We start from the raw sequence: 20,542 nt of genomic DNA, 5'->3' as shown, positions 1-20,542 counted from the left end.
TTGAATCTTAGTTTTCAGTGTTAGCCCAACGGTTCGAAATACGGTCCCAAATGCTGTTTCCGTGGTGGTGATCCTCCTCGCATTCGTTCTCCGCCTTGTACGATGGAGTTGCTGGACGAGTCGATGCGCCGCCTTTTTTCGCGCCAATCATCTTTTGCACTAAGCGTTGTTTTTCTGCTTTCAATTCCGCTTGGCGAATCAAATCTGCCGCGCGATCGAAAACTACTGCGCCATCTACGATGGTGTGCTCAGATTTAGCATAAATCGATAAAGGATTGTCAGACCAAACCACGATGTCTGCATCCTTACCTTCTTTGATGGAACCGACGCGGTCAGCGACGTGTAACATTTTGGCAGGATTCAACGTCACCATTTTCAACGCATCTTCCTCAGACATACCTGCGTATTTCACTGATTTCGCAGCTTCTTGATTCAAACGACGCGCCATTTCCGCATCATCCGAATTGATCGCTACGTTCACGCCCGTCTTCTGCATCAAGTACGCATTTTGTGGGATCGCATCCGTCACCTCGATTTTATAGCCCCACCAGTCGGAGAATGTAGATGCATTTGCGCCGTGTTTGGCCATGATATCAGCTACTTTATATCCTTCCAAAATGTGGGTAAACGTGTTCACCGTGAATCCAAAATGATCCGCCACCTTCATCATCGCGTTGATCTCGCTCTGTACATACGAGTGGCACGTGATGAAACGCTTGTGGTTTAAAATCTCGACCAAAGTCTCTAATTCCAAGTCAATACGCTTGCCAGGACCTTGTTTTTCATAGTCTCTCGCACGAGTAAACGCATCCATCAACACCTGCTCCACCCCCATACGCGTGTCTGGGAAACGCGGATTCGAAGTATTCCAAGAGCGTTTTACGTTCTCGCCCAATGCGAATTTGATAAACGGATCCCAGTTCGCAAACTTCATTCCCTCGGCGTTAGCTCCCCAACGGAACTTCAATAATTGCGTTTGGCCACCGATCGTGTTACAAGATCCGTGCAAGATGTGGCTAGACGTTACGCCACCGCTCAATTGACGGTAGATGTCCACATCATCTGGATCGATGACGTCTTGGATACGTACTTCAGCCGTCACCGATTGCGAACATTCGTTAATGCCGCCGGTTCCCGCTACATGCGAGTGCTCGTCGATGATACCCGCCGTCACGTGTTTGCCCGTTCCGTCGATCACGCGCGCCGTTGGATCTTTCAATCCTTTGCCGATCGCCGCGATTTTACCGTTCTTTAAAAGCACATCGCTATCCTTTAAAACGCCTGATTTTTCATTCGTCCAAACCGTCGCGTTTTTTATCAAGATCGTTTCGGCCGTCGCTGGCTTGGGTGTTCCGTATCCCGCAAATGGGTAGATAACGGATCCTAATTCTAATTTATCTTCTTTTTTACCTGCTTTTTTCGTTACCGTATCTGCCGCAGCTGATACCGTTGCTTTCCACGAAATCCAGTCGCCGTTCGCTAATTGGCCAGTTCCCGCGAAGCTCGCGCCTCCGAATGTTCCCGTTAAGCGTGTGCGCTTACCTTTGTCTACTTTCGAAGAGAAACTTAAGTTGATAAGGGATTCTTTTTGGGTGAAGTCAACTGAAGTGGTGTCTTTGGCCAAAATCTGAACCTTATACCCTCCTGGCTCGCCAGAGATACTTAAAGTCGCCTTGTTCGCGCCTAATTGTAAATCATATTTTCCTGCCAAAGAACTCCATTGTTCCTTCGCAATCGGATACGCATCGCCTTGCACCCAATTCTCAATGATAGTCGTTTTTTCCGCGAAAACGGGACCATTCGTGATCACGAAGTTCGCTAGTTTGCCTGCATCCAGACTTCCGACCATGTCAGAAACGCCTAAGATCGTTGCTGGAGTTGAAGTCAACGCCTCAAGCGCCTTTTGCTCGCTCAAACCGTATTGAATCGCCTTGCGGAGATTTGGCATAAAACTACTCACGTCTTTTAATCCATTCGCCGTGATTGCGAACGATAGACCCGCTTTTTCAAAAGTCGCCGGGTTCGTAGGGGCTAATTCCCAGTGCTTCATATCCGCCACGTTCACAAAACGCGCGTCCGTCGGATCCTCTAAATCCATCGCTTGCGGGAAGTCCAAAGGCAAAATGAATTTCGCATTCGACGCTTTCATCTCGTCGATGCGTTGGTATTCGTTACCGCTCGCTTTGATAATGTATTGAACGCCAAACTCATCACCAATTTTATCTGCACGTAAAGCAGACCACTTGTCGGTTACCTCAAAGATTTGAGGAAGGCTTTGTATTTCATTAAATGAGGCCAAAGATAAATTCGTTCCCTCTTTCGCCGGCTTCGATTTGTACCAAGCAGCGTCTAAGAAGTTTTGACGTAAAAGGGCAATCGAACCCATCAAAGAGCCCGGATAATCCTGCGTCGACGATCCCTTATTAAAGGAATAATGTGCAGATGCCTTTTCTTTCAAGACCACCAAGTTTTCTCTTTGCTTCGCTAAGCTCACAAAAACGCCGGTTCCACGAGAGATCCCGTCCATTTGGTGCGTTAAAACCGTGCCAAAGCCCAACTTGCGCAATTCCTTCGCCTTCGAATCATTCACCTCGAATAATTTCGCATGCGAAACCTCTGATTTAATGGCCTGATTCCAAGAATAAGGGCCTTTTGTGTTCGAAATCATTTGAGAGGGTGAACGGTAACTACCACCGCCAGCTGCCACAGCGTTCATGCCATAATCACTGTACAGATCAATGAAAGACGGGTAAATGTACTTACCGCCACAATCGATCACCACCGCGTCTTTAGGGACTGCCACAGCTCCGACCGATTCGATCTTACCGTTTTTAATTACCAAAGTAGCCTTGGTTAAAGTCGTTTTTGCATCTTTCACGATGGTTGCGTTCGTGAAGGCATAATAGCCATTCGACGGACTTGCGACGTCATTAATTGGGAAAGTGACTTGAGAAAAGAGAGACGTGCTCACGAAGAGGAACAGGGCTCCCAGCCAAAAAGGTTGAAATTTTTTCATTCGTTGATTTTTGTTGGAAATTAAAGATAGAAATTTTTTGTCTTTAGCCTATCTTTGTCTACACATTTTGCCTAAGTCAATCATGAATACCGCTAATACCATCGCCACCCTTGTGGCGAATCCTGAATCCCATGCCCGTTTTTTGAACACGCTTTCCTTCATGGAAAATTCTGGTGCGCGAAAAATTTCTAAGTTTGAACACAAGAAAGAGGTCAGCCTGATCATCCTAAAACACGCCGCAGAAGAACACCGCCACGCCTACTATTTAAAGAAGCAAATCAGCAAATTAGTTCTGTCCGGCTTCGAGACTTACGACGATTCCTTTTTGATCAACCCACGCTCTTCCCGCTTCTATCTAGACGTTCTTGACCTGCGTGTCAGCCAATATGCGAAGAAAAAACTAGGCCTAACCGGCTACGACGTGAAATGGGCGGCCTATCTATTAGTGACCTACGCCATCGAATTACGTGCAGACGAACTGTATCCGATCTACCAGCAAATCCTCACAGACACTAAGTCAAAAGTCCAAGTAAAATCCATCATCGTAGAAGAAGAGGGGCACTTAGAAGAGATGATTTCGCAATTAAAAGCTACTTGGCCAGACTGGGAACAGCATGCCGCTGTGGCCGTTCAGATTGAAACGGAATTGTATCAGGACTGGGTGAGTTCGCTGGTCGAGGAAGTCACATAAGGTCTGTTAAAAGCCTCTTGCTGCATCTTAAATAGTTCTGCAATCCCACGAATGGTCTTTTTAGACATTCCCTTTTTGTATTTCAAGATATCGGAAATCAAACCCTCGCTGACTTGTAGTTTACGAGCTAGATCCGCCGCTTTCATGCGGTGCTCTGTCATAAGTGATTTCAATAATTGGACAGGATCCAGGTTCCGGAATGTACTGTTTTGTTTATCGTAGGTCTCGATCAGCAAGGTCAAGAGATTAATCTCATCTTGAATGGCCGGGGTAATGTGAGTGCTAAAGACGAGTTTTTCTACTGTATCGCAATAGCTTTTGTATTGCGTATCTGAGTCAATGACGCGGTATTTCAGGGAAGAATTCATGGGATTAATAGCTGCTTACTGTGTATGGACTTTCATGGTGGTTAGGTGGTTTCGTCAAAAACAAACCTAGCACTAATCCTTCACAAACATACCACTAAAACTTCACAAAACGTGAACTTCTCCCGTTTTTATCAACAAACTTTTAATCTCGCCATTCACCTTTACTTTCGCCGTACTTCCTTTCAGTCCTTTCAGGTGTAGAGACGTCACTTTGCCGTCTTTCCAGCTCATCGAAACCTCGAATCCGCCACGTGTTTTCAAGCCTGAAACCGTTCCTTCAGAAGCCCAAGCAGCTGGTAAAGCAGGTAAAGTTTCAATTAACTCTGGAGTGGATTGAATTAACATCTCTGCAACAGCCGCGGAACCACCAAAGTTTCCATCGATTTGGAAAGGAGGGTGTGCATCAAATAAGTTCGGGTAGGTGCCACCGCCGCGAGCGTAGTTCACTTTTACGCCGTCTGGTTCTACGTATTTCAAGAGTTCGCGGTACATTTTGTACGCGTGATCTCCGTCCCGAAGACGTGCCCAAAGGTTAATTCTCCAGCCTTTGGACCAGCCCGTTGTTTCATCTCCCTTGATCTCCAAGGTCTTTTTAGCCGCCGCTGCTATCGTTGGCGTTTCTGCCACCGTCACGTGCGTTCCCGGGTATAAACCGTATAAATGCGATTGGTGTCGGTGTTTCGGATCCGTGTCCTCCCAGTCGAAATACCATTCTTGTAGATTACCTTTCGCACCTACTTGATACGGAAGTATACGGGCCAAAGCCTTTTCTAAAGACACCTGGAAAGACGGGTCTTTTTGAAGTATTTTTTCTGCTGCGATTAAGTCCAAAAACAACTCGCGAATCATCGCCAAATCCGCTGTCGCTCCGTAGGCCGTTGCTCCTTCGTAGCCCGAAGGCGTGATGAATTTGTTCTCAGGCGAAGTGGATGGAGACGTGATCAAGCGACCTTTTTTGTCTTCAATTAACCAATACAGGCAGAATTCCGCCGCACCGCGCATTAAAGGATAGGCTTTCGCCTCTAAGAATTTCTTGTCCTGCGTGAACAAATAATGCTCCCATAAATGGGTCGAAGCCCAAGTCGCTCCCATAGGCCAGTTTGCCCAGCTCGGATCTCCGTTTCCGAAATCCCCCACGGGATTCGACATCGCCCAAATATCTGAATTGTGGTGCACCACCCAACCTGGTGCATCGTAAAATGTCTTCGCTGTGATGCGTCCCGTCTTTTCTAAGTTCTCTAAGAAGCCTAAAAACGGCGTGTGCATCTCACTCAAATTCGTATTTTCTGCCAGCCAATAATTCTCTTCGGCATTAATGTTCATCGTATAATTACTAGACCAAGGTGGTCGAATGTGTGGATTCCACAGTCCTTGCAAGTTCGCTGGAACGCCCGGCGTCCGCGAGCTCGAAATCAATAAATACCGCCCAAACTGGAAGTACAAAGTTTCGAGGTAGTTGTCCTTCTCGCCTTTGGCATAACGACGTAAACGCTCATCCGTAGGCAATTCCGGTGCATTATCCGCCGGCAAACTCAAGTTCACGCGCTTGAAATACGGCTGGTAATCCGCTAAGTGGCGCGCTAACAATTGCTCCGCACCCTTAAAGCTGGCCGCCTGCAAACGCTTCTCCGACAGCTCGTCTTCGTTCAAACCCTCCTTCGATGGACTCTTGTCAAAACCATTAAAACTAGTCGCCATCGTCACTAAAATCGTCGCGTCCGTTCCGCCCACCATCTGCAAAGTCGAATCCGTTCTCACTACTTTTCCATCCGCCGACTGAATCAAAATATCGGATGCAAAACGTGTTCCTTTTGAATCATCGAACATAATGGGATTCCCTTGCTTGCGGACATAATTCGGATCCGCTCGCACCGGCGCCGTTCCTTTCGCGTGCAAGTGATTGATGGTCGATTTAGTCGCATATTTCAACAGCGACTTGAATTGAACCGTAAAATTCAGCCCTTTTTTCTCCTTACTCGTTAAGTGAATCACGAACACATTGTCTGGATGCGAGAAGAAATATTCCTTGCGAATCTCGTTCGTCCCCGCGTGGTAATGGACTGTCGAAACCGCCTTGTCTAAATTCAATTCGCGGCGGTATTCCGTCGGATTCTCGTGATTAAAGTCTACATATAAGGTTCCCAGTGGCGCATAAGATTCCGAGAATTTACCTTGGATTTTACGGACCAAAGAATCAGCCGCCTTATAATTCTCGAGACGCAAAGCCTCGCGAACCGCTGGCAGATTTTTATAGGCCTCCTTATTCATATAGGGATCCATCGGCTCTCCAGACCACAAAGTCAGGTCATTCAAGAAGATTTTATCGCTTTTTGTCCCGCCAAAAACAGTCGCCCCCTGCTTCCCATTTCCGAGCACAAGCGCCTCTTCAAAATACGTCGCCGGTTTATCGTACCACAATCGCATGGGTTTCTGCTGTGTTTGCTTTGCGAAGGTGCTGAATGCTAAAAGGGTTAAAAATAGGATGCGCATAGGTTTATTTTTTTATCGCCAAACGGCCCGTGTAGTCAATTCTCTGTAATAAAATCGAAGTCTTTTGCTCTGCGAAATACTCGTCCACTGCTTTTCGGCAGCCCTCCCAGTGGCCATAATCGTCGATGATCATAACGCCGTTTTCGCTTAAAGAAGGATATAAATGAATCAATTCGTGCTTGGTAGAAGTGTACCAGTCCGTGTCTAAACGTAACAGGGCGATGGCGCCTGTGGGAACTGTGACAGGAATCGTGTCTTCGACTTTCCCCTCCACGCAATGGATATTTTCTGCAGGAAATGAGCTGTTCGACATCGTTAATTTCACATCGTCTAAGTTTGCCAAACACCAAACCGAAGTCTCCTTCTGGTCCTGGGTTTGCTCGAGCATTTGGTCCGCTTTTTGGCCCCTAAAATCCACATCCTCCGCCGTAGGTTCAGACATCCCCTCGAAAGTATCGTATAAATAGAGGTGGCGATCGCTCACCCCGCGGTGCGCTAACACCTGCGCCACCATCAGCGACGAACCCCCACGCCAAACGCCACATTCCACAAAATCCCCCGGTATTTGTTGATCAATCACATAATTCGTCGCCTGATACAACGCAAACATCCGCTCTACCGAGGTCATTGTGTAGGGCTGGCATTTCTCGTAAAAGCTCCAAAAGGTTTTGTCCTGAATATCCGCGTAGGGCCCAGCGGCCTTGCGATCGAATTTTGTGACTTTGTAACCGAATTGTTCAATGAGGTTTAGGAGGAATTTGCGCATAAGGGGTAATTTCTCCTAAAAATAGTAAAAATTTTGTGGTTTGGTATAGGTGGGTTTCGGGTGTTGATAAGATATTTAGATAACGATTTTCATACTTTCTCCCATTAAAAGTGTAATAGAAAATAATATTTACATAATTTTATTTACAAACTACTCTTGAGCAATGAGAATATCCTACAATTCGCTACATAGATTTATATTACTTTTTATAATCGCTTTTTGCTGTAATTATACTTTATTGGCGCAAAATGCTGTAACGGTAAAGGTAAGTGGTCTTAAGACTGGGGATACATGCACAATTCAAATTCAGAAAAGTTCTGAAAATTTTCAATTTAAAAAATTGGGGGGTTCATCAAATTCAACTGTTGAACATACCTTCCAAAGTTTAAGTAATGGTAAGTGGGCTCTCAAACTAGATGCAACAGGTTATTATTTTCCGACAGCTCAAGTATTTGAATTAAATGGAACTGCTAAAACCTTTGAAATCACGCTTAACCCCATCACTTTATCGAATTCTACTAATTACGTATACAAGTGGCAAGATGATTCAAGTTTTGTAGGACATGCACAGCAGAGTTACATTAATCAACCGAATGAGATTCAGGTACTTGATCAAAGTATTAAGATTCCAGAGGACTTCAATTCAATCAATCTATTAAACAAACATGGGATTGCTTTATCCGATAAAATTAGTCCTTGGACGCCAGAGGATGCATTTCGTCTGTTTCAAACAGTTAAGCGAATCCCATCATTACTGATAAATGATGATTTATTGGCAGTGTTTAAAGCTGAGGTGAAATCTGTTTGGTATATCACAGATCAGGATGTAGTTGATGATATCCAAATCGTGGAACGAAATAGTATCAAATTCGTCACTATTTCTCGGAAGGCTTTCACCTATGCTTTACCGATGGTTGTAACATTAGATGGAGTAAAAGGAAGATTTTATTCTAAAAGATTATATGGAGCGTTGGTCAACTTTGCCACGAATTACGGATATAATTCAGATGCTGTAAGTCAATTAGCATTAAGTCGATTCGGTGTTAAGTTTTTAGTTCCCAATGCTGACTTGCAAAGATTAATGAGCGAGGACTATTCCAATTTTCAGGAGTTCTCGGCTTTTGAAAAATTTACTGTTTTGTCCATGTTTGAAGAACTTCCAGATGGAATGCATGTGCAGAGTAATCTTAAATATTTAGTTAGAACTACGCTCCATGAATTGAAGCACCACATTCAAAATTGCACGAATCCGGACTTTGATAACTATGATGACTACGCTGCAGTGTTTTCGCACAGCTCTAATCCTTTTGAGCAAGAAGCAAACGCATTTGCTGAAAGGTATCGTAAAGCCTGCATGAAACATCTTAAATCAATAGGATACATCAAATGAGAAACCTCATCTATTTAAGTTTAATAATTCTATTATTCGCCTGCGATGTTAAGCCTATTGATTACTCGAAGAAGGTACATAAATCTTCCTTTGCAAAATCATATTCAACACAGACAGGGCAGTTGCGACGCGCACACCCATGCAACACGATTAAATACTTTCATGTTATATAAAAAAAAGAACTTTAGTTTATTAAATTTAAATAAATAAAAATTACAAGATTATGAAAATATATGCGTTTGTTTCCATTTTTACATTGTTTTCGTTAGTCTCAAATGCGCAAAGCACCAATAGTCAAACAGCAAAGTCATTAAATGATAGTTTAAAAATTGCTTCAAGCTATTATTATTCCAAAAATTTTGATGAAGCATTCCATATATATAATTCAGTTGATCAAAGACAATTAGACTCTGTTTCAAAATTCCAACTAGGAATGATGTATCTAAATGGTAAAGGTCCAGCGAAATCGATAATTAAAGCCATAAACTTGTTTGAAGAATTGGCAAATCAAGGAGATGCTTTAGGTATGAAAATGCTTGGGTTTATTTATAGAGATAAAGATTCAGGTTTTAATAACATTGACAAATCAATTTCCTGGTTCGAAAAAGGTGCTTTAAAAAATGGTTACACTTCTATGTACATCCTTGGAGCCGGATATTTTAATGGAGATTGGGGGCCAGAAAACTTTGAAAAAGGAGCATATTGGTTGGGGAAATTTGTAAATGGTGCAAATATTTCAAATTTTAAAGACGAAATAAGCTCGGCATACATATATTTGGCGAGAGCGCATTATTTCGGCTTTACTGGACAATTTAAAAATATCTACACTGCAAAATATTATTGGGAAAAAGCTGCCGATTTGGGAAGTGGATTGGCTATGCAAAATTTAGGAACTTGCTATTTTCTAGGAGAAGGAGTACCAATTAATTATCAAAAGGCAAGACAATATTATGAAAATGCTGTTAATGCTGGAAATATAGATGCAAATTTTGATCTTGGTGCACTTTATCTAGAAGGAAAGGGGGTGGTTAAAAACCTCGAAATTGCAGCAAGCTATTTTGAGAAAACTCACATTAAAAATTCTGATGCAATCCTTGCTGAAATTAGAAAAACTTTAGAATCAAATCGGCAAAAGAAAGATATTGCTAATCTAGTTAAACAGTTAAAGGTTTTAGATTTAAGAACAGTTAATGAAAATCAATTATTAATGTCACTTCAGGGAGAGCATGCACTTGATGGAGGGGGATGGATTAATATAAATGGTAGAGATTTTAAGGCAATAGTAACATGGAAAAGAAAAGATAAAATGCTAGGCTTCAGCACGGGTAGGGCTAAAGGAAACCCGTTTAATTTAAACGATGTTTATAATGCTAAACCAGTTTATGATACATACCAAGCAACTATAAAAGGTACATTTGAAATTGAAGAAATAAAACAATACAGAAATCTAGATAGAGATATTACAGATAAATATGGTGATATAATTGGTAAAAATCAAAGAGGTGATGTATCAGGTTTTTTACTAAAGTTTCATGGTGTTTCAAATCAAAATCAAAACTATAATTTTGTTCTTTTAGTCTCTCAATTTCTAGAAATTACAGATAAAAAAATGGGGAAATGGCGTGTTGGTTCTACTGATGATTTTTATGAGAAGGGTACTAATGAAATCTGGTTAAGCTTTGAAATTGATAATTATTATCGCGTAAAATAATTTAATAATCAACTTGAAATTATAGCAGACACAAGGAGCCACCAATGGTTTTATGAAAATAGCTCGATTATGATCTGCTCAATTTATCAATCTGATCTCTAACCCACCAATTGCCCGCATGTCAAATACAAAGATCAGCTCTAATATCACTAGAATTAACTGACGATTCTGTCAACGAACATGTTCACACTGGCTGCGACAGATTTTAAATCTTCATTTATCTACGCTTGATCTTCTAATTCAATAACCAGTAATTTTAGGTATTACCGCTATATACCAATATCCCAAGCCAATGAGTGTGGTGGTTTTTTCATGCCTAGCCATTTTTTTCAGAAAATTTTAAATTTAGAAATCACCATCATCTCACCAACTCCAATTTTTGCCCCAAAATGGTGGCGATTTCAAGAACGGCTCTATGCCCCCCTCCTGGGAAATGAAGATTTCGTACTATAAGGGATGATACGCGTAGCCCCCTACAGCCACGAGCTGCAGTACCAGCCCCACCGCCCCCATATTAATGATACGCCATAAGACGATTCGCTTTTCATCGGTTCTAATGCACGGGATGCAGCGAGCACGAAGTGCGAGCAATACTATAAAGGGGATGTGGCGTCAGCGCTGGGCGAGGACGAAGTCCGAGCAATAATAGTATTTGGGGATGCAGCGAGCACGAAGTGCGAGCAATAATAACCTACTGACAAATTTGAATTTCTTGTCTAGGGAATTTGAAACAGTATATTTCTTACCTTTACTATGAGCAAAATGCTCAACAAATTAGATGTTTTCACCCCATATTTGCGTCAGTTTTGCGTCAGTTGTAATGAATACAGGAGTCTAGGACAACAAAAAACCCCTCCTAATTAAATAGGAAGGGTTCTTGCTTGAACTGCTGTGGTAGATCCCGTATTCAAACTTCTAGAATCATATTTAACATAATTACCTCATTGTCAATATTTTAATATAATTTTATTTTAAATTATATCTACATAAACGTGTAAAAATTACACGTTTATGGTGTAATTGTTCACTAATTTTTTGTAACTTCAGTTACTAATTCAAACGAATGAAACTAAGGTATATTGCAAGAGGTATTAAAGCGACTCAGGATGCATATATTTTGCTCCGTTATAATCACAATTCGGAACAAGTTGACTTCTCTCCTGGGGTAAAATGTTTGTCCCTAAATTTCCAAAAAGAAAAACAGGAATCACCGATAAAGAAACTTGAAGAAGATTACATTTTAAAAAATGAAATCCTCAGGCAATTCAAACAATCAGTTTCAGAGGTAATTTTCCAAATTCAATCCAGAGGAAATAATCCTACTGTAAAACTTGTATCTGACGAATTTCATAAAAAGAAAAAATCTGTAAGTTTAAAAACAAATGTTGAATCTTCAAAAGACACATATTCACTACTTTATGTAATAAACAAATATGTAAAATTTATTCAACTTGGAGATAAAAATAAAAATCGATCAACAAAATATCGACTTGGAATTGTTGAGGAATTTATTAAAAACAAATACTCCTTAGAATTTGGTACAGATGAAATAGATGAAGGTTTCTTCAAGTTATTACTGAATTACCTAATTCAAAAAAAACTGAGTAATACAACCTCCGTTAAAGTAATTCAAACACTAAAACAATCTCTGAATTGGGCTAAAAGAAAAAAACTTATTTCTGAATTAAATGTAGAGTTTAAACACAATCTTAATGTTTCATATAAACAAATAAATGTTTTGACATTAGAGCAAATTCAAGAACTCTTTGAATATAGGGAATTTGATTTTATTCAAGAATCAGATGAATTATTCTTAAATAAGTACCCCTTATGCTACAAACATTATTTAAAAGAATGGAGGAATAATAATTTCATAATAAAGGTTCAAGTAAATAAAACAATCCGTGGAAAGGACAATTTGGCTTTAAGGGATTCAAAATATAGAATAATAGGATCTGAATCAACTGAAAAGGTGATCTGTTTCACTGTATATGAGGTAATTAAGGATATGTTTTTATTCTCTTGTAGTACTGGAATAAGGTGGAGTGATTTAATCCGTCTGAAAATAAGTAACTATGATTTCATAAAAAAAGTGTATCCAATAATTCAAAGAAAAACCCAGAAACCTGTAAATATCATAGAGAATCCCCTTTCCGAATGGATATATCGAAAATACTCTAAGAATAGATCACAAAATGATTATTTGTTTCCTTTGAATTGCATTGAAAATGATACGACCCGAGATAATTATAATACAAAAGCAAACAGACACCTAAAGGAGATTGCGAAAATACTAGAATTCAAAAATTTAGTGTTAGTAAGGAAAGTTGTGGGGAGAAACACTCCTGAAGACCAAAATATCCCACTACATTCAACAATTTCTTTTCACATGGGAAGAAAGACGTATTCAACAATTGCAAACATATTAGGTATTGACCCATTTAGTTTAAGTTCAGCTATGGGACATACAGGGTTAGGTATGACTAAAAATTATGTTCAATCTTATGATTTGAAATTAAAACAAATGTACTCCTTTGTCAACGGGGAATCTGAGATTGAACATACTGTGGAGACGTCAATTACCCCGAGTAGTACATTAAAAAACAAATTAATTGAATTGAAAGTTTGGTTAGGCGAGGGTATTATTACTGATGAACTATATAAATCAACTGTAGTTACCCTAATGGAAGAATATAAAAATATTGGAACTGAAAAATAAACCTCGGGTTGATTAATATTATTTGCGCATTTATTCCCATTTATTTAAATTGTAATATTAAAAATCTAAAGTATGGATGATATTATAATTTATGATTTAAAAAACCCTTCAATTCCTGAAGAATGGAATTATAAGGGATCAGTCAAGAAAATGAAGAGGTTAGTTTTGAATTGGAAAACGATCTCAGTTGAAATACTAAATGAATTATATATTGCGAAAAGTAAACTTACAAACCAAGGAGTAAGAAATGACCTCGACCCAAATGGGTCGAAGTTAGGATGGGAGAACTATTTGATAGATGTTGGCTTAAGTAAGGAGACGGTTAGGAGATGGTTAAATAGGTATAATCCTGAAATGAAAGTAATTTTACCCAAAGAAGTTGAGGGAGACGGTCAATTATTAACAAAGAACAATTGCCCTTGTTGTGGTTATAAGTGGTAAAAGACTGAGTAAATGGAAAAAGATAAACAACATATTATACCCAATGTTTTTTTAGATAAAATCAAATCTGCTGTTGTTAACAAATTTCAATTGAAAAATTCATTTCAATTGAATGATAAATTAGATGGGATATTATTTCTAAATAATCAGTATAAGAAAATACTTCCTGTTTATATTTTTCAAAAGGATAATCAATTAAATCTTATAAATGAACAGGAGATATTGAAAACCTCTAATATTGTAATTCATAATAATATAAGAACTTTACTATTGGGAGTGGATGAGTCGAGTAGAATTGCAATTCCTGATATTGAGGTTGATATGTATCTAATATTTCAATTATTCGACAGATATAGATATATAAAATTTATAGGATCAATTTCTAAAATTGAATGTGTTAGTTTGGCAAAAAGTGGTAGTCAATTTGATCAAATTAATAGAAATACCATTTGTTTCATAAATAAATCAGAATTACTGTAATATAATGATAGACCCTAAAAAAAGTGATTATGTTAATCTAAGTGGGATGAAGTTTATAGACCTTTTCGCTGGAATTGGGGGGTTTCACTTAGCACTTAGTTCTTTTAAAATGGATTGTGTTTTTACATCCGAATGGGATAAAGCAGCACAAAATGTATATAAAGACAATTTCAACATTGATATTAATGGAGATATTACAAAAATCAATGAGTCAGATATCCCTAAACATGATATAATTTGTGGAGGATTTCCTTGTCAAGCTTTCAGTATCTCTGGTAAACAAAAAGGGTTCGAAGATAGTAGGGGTACATTATTTTTTGATATTGCTAGAATCGCTGATTACCATAAACCTAAGTTACTATTATTGGAAAATGTTTTCAATTTTGAAAAACACGATAATGGTAAAACATTGAAAACTGTTATAGAAGTACTTTCTAATATCGGTTACAATACTTTTTATAAAGTAATAAATGCATCACATTTTGGAGTTCCCCAAATTAGAAAAAGGATTTACTTCGTGTGTTTTAGAAAAGATTTAAATATTACGAAGTTCAAATTCCCAGAACCAATAAATAAAAATGTTAAGTTGATTGATTTTCTTGAAAATGAAAATGTAAGTGATTGTATTATTCCAGAAGAGAAGTTGAAAAATCTCAAATTAAATGAGGAACTGTATTATTCAAATAATACATTGTTTGATTTAAATGATGGAAAATCTATTAGATTGGGATCAATTAAAAAAGCAAGTCAAGGGGATCGAATTTATTCTCCTAATGGTAATGCAATAACCCTGTCTGCTTATGGTGGAGGCACTGGTGCAAAAACGGGATTATATTTAATTGATGGTAAAATACGGAAACTCTCACCTCGGGAATGTGCTAATATTACAGGTTTTCCTAAATCATTCAAATTATCATTGAATAAGAATCATTCATATAAACAGTTTGGGAATTCTGTCGTTGTTGATGTTCTTCAACATATCCTGATAGAGGTTAATAAATCTTTATCGGGAATTTAAATAGTTCTTTAATACCTCTAATCCGATATTACTTTTATTTCCAGTGTAGTTCATAGTGAAAACAACATTTACATTATTGGTCTTTGCTCTATTTTTTACTCTATAAAGTCCCTGTCCTAAATCTGATATGAAATAATCTTCAAAATACATTAATCCTTTGGGTAATGATTTTTGATGTAGGTCAAGTAACAATTGTTTCCCGATTATTCTAATTTGATATTTTGATATACCGTTTGAATTTAAATGACGTGTGAGAGAATCAGTTACAGACTTAAAATTCTTTCTAGGTACATCACGAGTACCACTTCTTTTTCTTCTAAAGACAGCTGAAACAGCAAATACTTTTTCAATCTCATCTAAAGGAATTATACTGTAATAACTATCAAGTTTCGTGGTTGTAATTATATATAAACATTGTTTTTCTTGGTAGTGATTTTTTACCCAATTAACAAGTACTTCATCAACACCTAGGATTTGAATGACATCATCTGAATTTTCAGAAAATTGTTTGTAAGACTTGTTAATCAATGATAAAATAGATTCCGAATATGGATTTGATGACTTAAGCTCTTTAGACAGTTCAAATTTGCTACCATTATCAATGATTACAATTTGTCCACATTGTGCTGGACATAATTTAGAGTCCAAACAGAACAAAAAATGACCTAAATTGTCATATAGGTACAAATCAGTTTCGTGAGAATTACTTCCTCCTTTCAATATAACCTTATATCCTAATTCTGATAAATGGTCATTCAAATATTTCTCTGACTTTTTTTCAAACTGTTCCCAATTATGATTTGACATTTGCTTTTTTTGTGCAAAATGCACAAATTCAAATATCAAATCGTGAAATCATTAAAAAATTCATTTCTCTTTTTTCTGGTTGTGGGGGATCTTCACTTGGATATACATTAAGTGGGTTTAAATCAATTGCAGCAATTGATAATAATAAACTAGCCTGTGATTCCTATTTGTTAAATTTTAATGACACCTTAGTGTTAAATCAAAACATAAATGATGTTTATCCACTGGGATTACTTCACACTTTAAGGTTAAATGTCGGAGAACTAGATCTTTTAGATGCATCTCCTCCTTGTCAAGGTTTTTCTATTGCAGGTAAAAGGATGATTGGAGACCAACGAAATGATCTTTTTTTTCAAGTAAAACGATTTATCTTAGAACTTCAACCTAAAACATTTATTATTGAGAATGTAGATGGATTATTGAAAGGTCCAATGAAAGGTATTTTCAATAAAATCATAGACGACCTTTCAACTTTGAATTATAGGATAAAATGGAAATCCATGAATTCTTTATACTACGGTGTTCCTCAATCAAGACAAAGAGTAATAATTATGGGGGTTAGGGAGGATTTGAATTTGGAACCTGTTTTCCCAGAACATAGTGAACATATTGAATTTATTGGGGATGTAATTAAAGGAATTGATTTTCACAGTAGAGGTCAATTTGACAAAAAACTAAAAGGGGTTAATTCCTTTGCTTATACTGTAACTAAAACACCCTCAATGTTTTTTATTGAAAATGGAGTTAAAAGACAACCTACGATTGAGGAGTTGAAAATCCTTCAAGGTTTTCCCCTGGAGTTTAAATTATTAGGAACTTTTAATGAACAATGGGGTTTGATTGGAAATTCAGTACCGCCACCATTAACTTTTAGTATTGGTAAAGTAATTAAAGGTGAAATACTGAATACTTTAACTTCGAATATCAAATAATAACAATTATGAAAATATCAAGTATACTAGCCGGAGTGTCTGGTGAGTATTTCGTTGCTGCGGAATTATCTCGTAGAGGTTATATATGTTCTGTTACTTTGAAGAATACAAAAGGTATTGATATATTGGTATGCAACGAAGACTCAACAAAAACTTTAGGAATTCAAGTGAAAACTAACCAAATCAATAAGAGAGAATGGATGTTAAATGAGAAATCTGAAAAAATGATTGATACAAATATTATGTATGTTTTTGTTAATCTTATTTCCCAAAATATCCTACCGGAGTTTTATATTGTTCCCAGTAAAGTAGTATCTGATTATATTACTAATGACCATAAAAAGTGGTTGTCAACTATCGGAAAGAAAGGTCAACAACACAATGATAGCTCAATGAGAAAATTTAAAGATATAGAACAAGTATATCTAAATAGGTGGGATTTATTGAATTTATAGTTGAAACTATTTTGTCTAAAATTCTAAACTGAGATTAGTTATGGAAAAAATGACTTTTAAATATCAATGTCCCTTTTGTAAGGTTAAATTAGAATATACCCCCCAAGAATTATCAGAACATTTTCTTCAAATCCACCCGAATATTATGTAAGTACCCCTAATTAACAGACAGGTTCATAATATTCAAATTTTAAACCTTCATGGTATTGAAAAACATACCTTTTGAAACTCACCAAATTCAATATCATCATCAAAATACTCATTATTCTCATTAGCTTTTTCAGGATTCAATTCATTAGCCTTTTTCAAATCAACACAAGCTCCTTCGAAATCTTTCAATTTGACCTTTGTTATACATCGGTAGAAATACAAATTGGATTTATTTTTATTTAAGTCAATTGATATATCTAAACTCTCTTTGGCATCTTTAAAAGAAGATGAACCTATTTGAGCAATTGCAAGTAGTCCATATTCTAATGACAACATTTCAGAATCAACTTTATTTAACTTATATAAAGTAATTATCCTTTTTCTAATAAATTCCTCTTCTTGTTGAAAACCAAGTTCTCCCAATATTGAAGCAGATCTATTTAATAAATCCGTATCGTCAGGAAGTAAAACTATAGCTCTACTGTAATCGTTTAAGGATTGTTCTAATAAACCATTTTTTTGATTGATTTCCGCACGAATCATTAACATTTCGGGATCAAAATAATTATCTGCAAAAAACCTATCCACGACTACTTTTGATTTATCTAACTCACCTAAAAGTAAAAGACACCTAGATTTGGAGATTAAAGTTGGAATATGTTTATTATCTATTTTTAGTAATTCATCATAAATTTTGATTGCCTCTAAAAATTCATTATCTCTTTGAAATGAAAGTCCAAAGTTGTAAATTCCTTGTATATCATTAGGCTTAAGTAATAATGCGTTTTTCAAATACACTCTTGCCTCTTTATTCTTATTTAGGAGCATATATTCAAATCCTATTCTTAAATGTGTTTCACCTGATTGATCATATTTCAATACCTCAATATTATCTTTAATTGCCAAATCAATCATATTGATATTTTCATAACAATAAGCTCTCATTTTTAATAATGAAAAATCTTTGGGAGTAATTTTAATAGCTTTATTTAAATTTAAAATTGCATTATCAAAGTTCCTAGCTTGTACATCTGCAGATACCTTTTTCTTTAACTCTTGAATTGTTTGTCCAATCGAGGAAAAAGAAAGAAACAAATAGAAGAAAATATTTAATAGTTTCATATTTAGGTATTTTTTGAATTCAGCAGTTACTTCGATTTCAAAATATAACTACTTCAAGATACAAATTGACGAATAATTTATTGATTCTGATAATAATTTTATTTAGAGGATGTAATTTTTATTAATTAGTTCGGAAATTATATTTTGGACAAATAAAGTGTGTTTTATTTAATTAAAATAAAATTTAATACACCTTTCCCGAAATTTGGCTTGACTCCTGAATAATCTTGTTTTAGTTTTAGACTGAATTCTAAATCGAAACATTATGAGGATCAAATACAACAGAACTTCCACCATTTCCCAAGACGGAGAACGATTTAAACTGGATAAAGAGTTTTATGATTTAACCCTATTTGATAAAGGGGTATCAGGTAAGATTCCTTTTATGGAAAGAGAGAATGGTAAGGTATTGGTGAAATTGGTTTTGGAGGAGAAGGTAACGGAGTTGGTAGTGGAGGAACTATCTCGTTTAGGTAGAAATACCGTTGATACACTAACTACTTTGAAATGGTTAGAGGACAATGGGGTTAATGTAGTTGTGAGAGGGATGGGGAATTTGCAATCCCAAGTGAATGGAAAGAAGAATCCAATTTGGAATTTGATTACTTCCGTTATGAGTTCCCTATATGAATTAGAGAGGGAGAACATTATGGAGAGGACAGAGATGGGGAGAAAGATGTTCGTAATTAATGGAGGAAAATTAGGAAGAAAGGTTGGTACGGTAGAGAATCGTCAAGAATTCCTTCAGAAGGAAACTAACCAGAAGATTATATCCCTTTTGGATAAAGGTAAATCCGTAAGGGATATATCTGGAAGGTTAGGGGTTTCATCAAGTACAATCGTTAAAGTGAGAAAATATCATCTTAGTTAATTTTAGGTATTATGGATGAGAGAAGAAAATGGCAAATTGGTTGTAGGATAAATGCATTAAACCGTATAATACCTAAAAAGGAATCTGAACTGGAGAATATTGCATCTCATTTACCTGAGGTTTCAGGTGAATTTCCCAACAGTCCCAGAGTATTGCAATTAATGTACGATGGATACAAACTGAAAAGTGATCTAAAAACCCTGAAAGAAGAATATTCAAATCTTAAATTAGAATTAAATAGAAGTTTAACCTAATGAAAGGAAGGAACCTCTTAAAATGTTCCTCAAAGAAAGTGAAACCTTATACGTTTATATTTTTTTGTTCTTATTTTATTTGTTTAATATTTAAAAAGTATAAAAAACAGTTTTTTTGAAATGAAAAGTTACAAAAATACTCACCAACAAAGTCAGTGAGTATTTTAATCAAAACCAAACTTTTATATAAAATGCAAATCAACTGTTACTATTTTTTAATATTATTTTTTTCCATAATTAATCGGACAATCCGTAATCAGATTGAATATGGTTCAGAAATTCTGATTTATTTTTAAAGTCATATTTTCCGTAAAAAAATCCTTTTCGAACACAGTTTTTACTCTTTTCGTATGGTTGGTTTACTCTTCTGTCCCATATAACATAGTATTCCTTCTTTCCGATTAATTCTACTGAAAATTCACATACGTTTGAATACTTCTCCGTAAATTGTTTAATACCTTCAAAATCATGAAGATAATTTACTAATTCGGTCTGATTAGAAAAATTTGGTTTAACTTTTGGTTTAAACAAACTTCTTTTTGATTCTAAATCACTTCCACTACTACAAACATAAAATCCTAAAGATTCTAATTCATTGTACAACTGTTCCGCAAACATTTCACTTTTACTCATAATTTTAATAATGGTTTCCAATCCTATACACCATAAGGTTTTAGTTAAACTACGTTTCCATTTGGTTTTGAGGTAGTAGTTTTCATACCCCATACTTATAGTATAATCCTCATTTACCTTTTCACTAATTTTATTTTTTTAGTAGGTAATTATTTTCAAAACTTATTATATCTACTACTTTCTCTCTCATTACTACTTCAGTATAATCCTCATTTACCTTTTCACTAC

General features: G+C 36.6%; 18 protein-coding genes. 11 read left to right on the top strand and 7 right to left on the bottom strand.

The features are described from left to right. Positions 1-7: 7 nt before the first annotated feature. A complete protein-coding gene (locus ACRZ9O_RS10530) occupies positions 8-3,016 on the bottom strand; it encodes an amidohydrolase family protein (protein WP_459458980.1) in 3,009 nt (1,002 codons plus the stop codon). A gap of 82 nt (positions 3,017-3,098) precedes the next feature. Between ACRZ9O_RS10530 and ACRZ9O_RS10525 the strand changes: the two genes are divergently transcribed. Continuing rightward, the gene (locus ACRZ9O_RS10525; RefSeq protein ID WP_459458978.1) at positions 3,099-3,707 is read left to right on the top strand and encodes a hypothetical protein; all 609 of its coding nucleotides are present in this window, start codon (positions 3,099-3,101) and stop codon (positions 3,705-3,707) included. Here the strand turns inward: ACRZ9O_RS10525 and ACRZ9O_RS10520 are convergent. From ACRZ9O_RS10520 to ACRZ9O_RS10510, 3 genes are all read right to left on the bottom strand, one after another. Further along, positions 3,668-4,075 carry a helix-turn-helix domain-containing protein gene (locus tag ACRZ9O_RS10520; protein ID WP_459458977.1) on the bottom strand — a complete coding sequence of 136 codons (408 nt, stop codon included), beginning with the start codon at positions 4,073-4,075 and terminating at the stop codon, positions 3,668-3,670. The genes ACRZ9O_RS10525 and ACRZ9O_RS10520 overlap by 40 nt on opposite strands. A gap of 102 nt (positions 4,076-4,177) precedes the next feature. Continuing rightward, positions 4,178-6,565, bottom strand: a complete 2,388-nt coding sequence (locus ACRZ9O_RS10515; protein ID WP_459458975.1) for a glycoside hydrolase family 95 protein — start codon at positions 6,563-6,565, stop codon at positions 4,178-4,180. A 4-nt stretch (positions 6,566-6,569) separates the two neighbouring features. Next, positions 6,570-7,331, bottom strand: a complete 762-nt coding sequence (locus ACRZ9O_RS10510) for a TylF/MycF/NovP-related O-methyltransferase (RefSeq protein WP_459458973.1) — start codon at positions 7,329-7,331, stop codon at positions 6,570-6,572. A gap of 340 nt (positions 7,332-7,671) precedes the next feature. On the opposite strand from ACRZ9O_RS10510, the gene ACRZ9O_RS10505 reads away from it, so the two are divergent. The 6 genes from ACRZ9O_RS10505 to ACRZ9O_RS10480 all read left to right on the top strand — a co-directional run bounded on the left by ACRZ9O_RS10505 (position 7,672) and on the right by ACRZ9O_RS10480 (position 15,090). Continuing rightward, positions 7,672-8,721, top strand: a complete 1,050-nt coding sequence (locus tag ACRZ9O_RS10505) for an ImmA/IrrE family metallo-endopeptidase (RefSeq protein ID WP_459458971.1) — start codon at positions 7,672-7,674, stop codon at positions 8,719-8,721. Between the two features lie 223 nt (positions 8,722-8,944). Then, positions 8,945-10,432 (top strand): tetratricopeptide repeat protein, encoded by a 1,488-nt coding sequence (locus ACRZ9O_RS10500; RefSeq protein WP_459458969.1) that lies wholly within the window; start codon positions 8,945-8,947, stop codon positions 10,430-10,432. 1,063 nt (positions 10,433-11,495) lie between these two features. Further along, complete coding sequence (locus tag ACRZ9O_RS10495) at positions 11,496-13,151, top strand: tyrosine-type recombinase/integrase (RefSeq protein WP_459458967.1); 1,656 nt, start codon at positions 11,496-11,498, stop codon at positions 13,149-13,151. A gap of 72 nt (positions 13,152-13,223) precedes the next feature. Further along, positions 13,224-13,592, top strand: a complete 369-nt coding sequence (locus tag ACRZ9O_RS10490; protein ID WP_459458965.1) for a hypothetical protein — start codon at positions 13,224-13,226, stop codon at positions 13,590-13,592. 12 nt (positions 13,593-13,604) lie between these two features. Then, positions 13,605-14,072, top strand: coding sequence for a hypothetical protein (locus tag ACRZ9O_RS10485; RefSeq protein ID WP_459458963.1), 468 nt, complete (start codon positions 13,605-13,607; stop codon positions 14,070-14,072). Positions 14,073-14,076: 4 nt separating this feature from the next. After that, positions 14,077-15,090, top strand: a complete 1,014-nt coding sequence (locus ACRZ9O_RS10480) for a DNA cytosine methyltransferase (RefSeq protein WP_459458961.1) — start codon at positions 14,077-14,079, stop codon at positions 15,088-15,090. On the opposite strand, the gene ACRZ9O_RS10475 is transcribed toward ACRZ9O_RS10480, so the two are convergent. Continuing rightward, on the bottom strand, positions 15,076-15,897 hold the full coding sequence (locus ACRZ9O_RS10475; RefSeq protein WP_459458959.1) for a PDDEXK family nuclease: 822 nt from the start codon (positions 15,895-15,897) through the stop codon (positions 15,076-15,078). The genes ACRZ9O_RS10480 and ACRZ9O_RS10475 overlap by 15 nt on opposite strands. Positions 15,898-15,908: 11 nt before the next feature. On the opposite strand from ACRZ9O_RS10475, the gene ACRZ9O_RS10470 reads away from it, so the two are divergent. Continuing rightward, complete coding sequence (locus ACRZ9O_RS10470; protein WP_459458957.1) at positions 15,909-16,829, top strand: DNA cytosine methyltransferase; 921 nt, start codon at positions 15,909-15,911, stop codon at positions 16,827-16,829. An 8-nt stretch (positions 16,830-16,837) separates the two neighbouring features. Further along, the gene (locus tag ACRZ9O_RS10465; protein WP_459458955.1) at positions 16,838-17,284 is read left to right on the top strand and encodes a hypothetical protein; all 447 of its coding nucleotides are present in this window, start codon (positions 16,838-16,840) and stop codon (positions 17,282-17,284) included. A gap of 198 nt (positions 17,285-17,482) precedes the next feature. On the opposite strand, the gene ACRZ9O_RS10460 is transcribed toward ACRZ9O_RS10465, so the two are convergent. Then, the gene (locus tag ACRZ9O_RS10460; protein ID WP_459458953.1) at positions 17,483-18,556 is read right to left on the bottom strand and encodes a tetratricopeptide repeat protein; all 1,074 of its coding nucleotides are present in this window, start codon (positions 18,554-18,556) and stop codon (positions 17,483-17,485) included. Between the two features lie 265 nt (positions 18,557-18,821). On the opposite strand from ACRZ9O_RS10460, the gene ACRZ9O_RS10455 reads away from it, so the two are divergent. Continuing rightward, entirely contained in the window at positions 18,822-19,427 is a 606-nt protein-coding gene (locus ACRZ9O_RS10455) for a recombinase family protein (protein ID WP_459458951.1), read from the top strand. Between the two features lie 11 nt (positions 19,428-19,438). Continuing rightward, positions 19,439-19,681, top strand: coding sequence for a hypothetical protein (locus ACRZ9O_RS10450; protein ID WP_459458949.1), 243 nt, complete (start codon positions 19,439-19,441; stop codon positions 19,679-19,681). A 237-nt stretch (positions 19,682-19,918) separates the two neighbouring features. On the opposite strand, the gene ACRZ9O_RS10445 is transcribed toward ACRZ9O_RS10450, so the two are convergent. Further along, on the bottom strand, positions 19,919-20,314 hold the full coding sequence (locus ACRZ9O_RS10445; RefSeq protein ID WP_459458947.1) for a hypothetical protein: 396 nt from the start codon (positions 20,312-20,314) through the stop codon (positions 19,919-19,921). Positions 20,315-20,542: the final 228 nt, after the last annotated feature.

The sequence above is a fragment of the Aquirufa sp. HETE-40SA genome, assembly GCF_054558635.1.
This window is presented reverse-complemented; position numbering and strand designations above follow the sequence as displayed.

What these genes read in the sequence shown, in the direction of transcription:
- ACRZ9O_RS10455 (WP_459458951.1), top strand. Translation starts at nt 18,822, where the DNA reads ATGAGGATCAAATACAACAGAACTTCCACCATTTCCCAAGACGGAGAA.
- ACRZ9O_RS10500 (WP_459458969.1), top strand. Translation starts at nt 8,945, where the DNA reads ATGAAAATATATGCGTTTGTTTCCATTTTTACATTGTTTTCGTTAGTC.
- ACRZ9O_RS10495 (WP_459458967.1), top strand. Translation starts at nt 11,496, where the DNA reads ATGAAACTAAGGTATATTGCAAGAGGTATTAAAGCGACTCAGGATGCA.
- ACRZ9O_RS10530 (WP_459458980.1), bottom strand. Translation starts at nt 3,016, where the DNA reads ATGAAAAAATTTCAACCTTTTTGGCTGGGAGCCCTGTTCCTCTTCGTG.
- ACRZ9O_RS10480 (WP_459458961.1), top strand. Translation starts at nt 14,077, where the DNA reads ATGATAGACCCTAAAAAAAGTGATTATGTTAATCTAAGTGGGATGAAG.
- ACRZ9O_RS10525 (WP_459458978.1), top strand. Translation starts at nt 3,099, where the DNA reads ATGAATACCGCTAATACCATCGCCACCCTTGTGGCGAATCCTGAATCC.
- ACRZ9O_RS10445 (WP_459458947.1), bottom strand. Translation starts at nt 20,314, where the DNA reads ATGAGTAAAAGTGAAATGTTTGCGGAACAGTTGTACAATGAATTAGAA.
- ACRZ9O_RS10450 (WP_459458949.1), top strand. Translation starts at nt 19,439, where the DNA reads ATGGATGAGAGAAGAAAATGGCAAATTGGTTGTAGGATAAATGCATTA.
- ACRZ9O_RS10490 (WP_459458965.1), top strand. Translation starts at nt 13,224, where the DNA reads ATGGATGATATTATAATTTATGATTTAAAAAACCCTTCAATTCCTGAA.
- ACRZ9O_RS10515 (WP_459458975.1), bottom strand. Translation starts at nt 6,565, where the DNA reads ATGCGCATCCTATTTTTAACCCTTTTAGCATTCAGCACCTTCGCAAAG.
- ACRZ9O_RS10520 (WP_459458977.1), bottom strand. Translation starts at nt 4,075, where the DNA reads ATGAATTCTTCCCTGAAATACCGCGTCATTGACTCAGATACGCAATAC.
- ACRZ9O_RS10485 (WP_459458963.1), top strand. Translation starts at nt 13,605, where the DNA reads ATGGAAAAAGATAAACAACATATTATACCCAATGTTTTTTTAGATAAA.
- ACRZ9O_RS10510 (WP_459458973.1), bottom strand. Translation starts at nt 7,331, where the DNA reads ATGCGCAAATTCCTCCTAAACCTCATTGAACAATTCGGTTACAAAGTC.
- ACRZ9O_RS10460 (WP_459458953.1), bottom strand. Translation starts at nt 18,556, where the DNA reads ATGAAACTATTAAATATTTTCTTCTATTTGTTTCTTTCTTTTTCCTCG.
- ACRZ9O_RS10475 (WP_459458959.1), bottom strand. Translation starts at nt 15,897, where the DNA reads ATGTCAAATCATAATTGGGAACAGTTTGAAAAAAAGTCAGAGAAATAT.
- ACRZ9O_RS10465 (WP_459458955.1), top strand. Translation starts at nt 16,838, where the DNA reads ATGAAAATATCAAGTATACTAGCCGGAGTGTCTGGTGAGTATTTCGTT.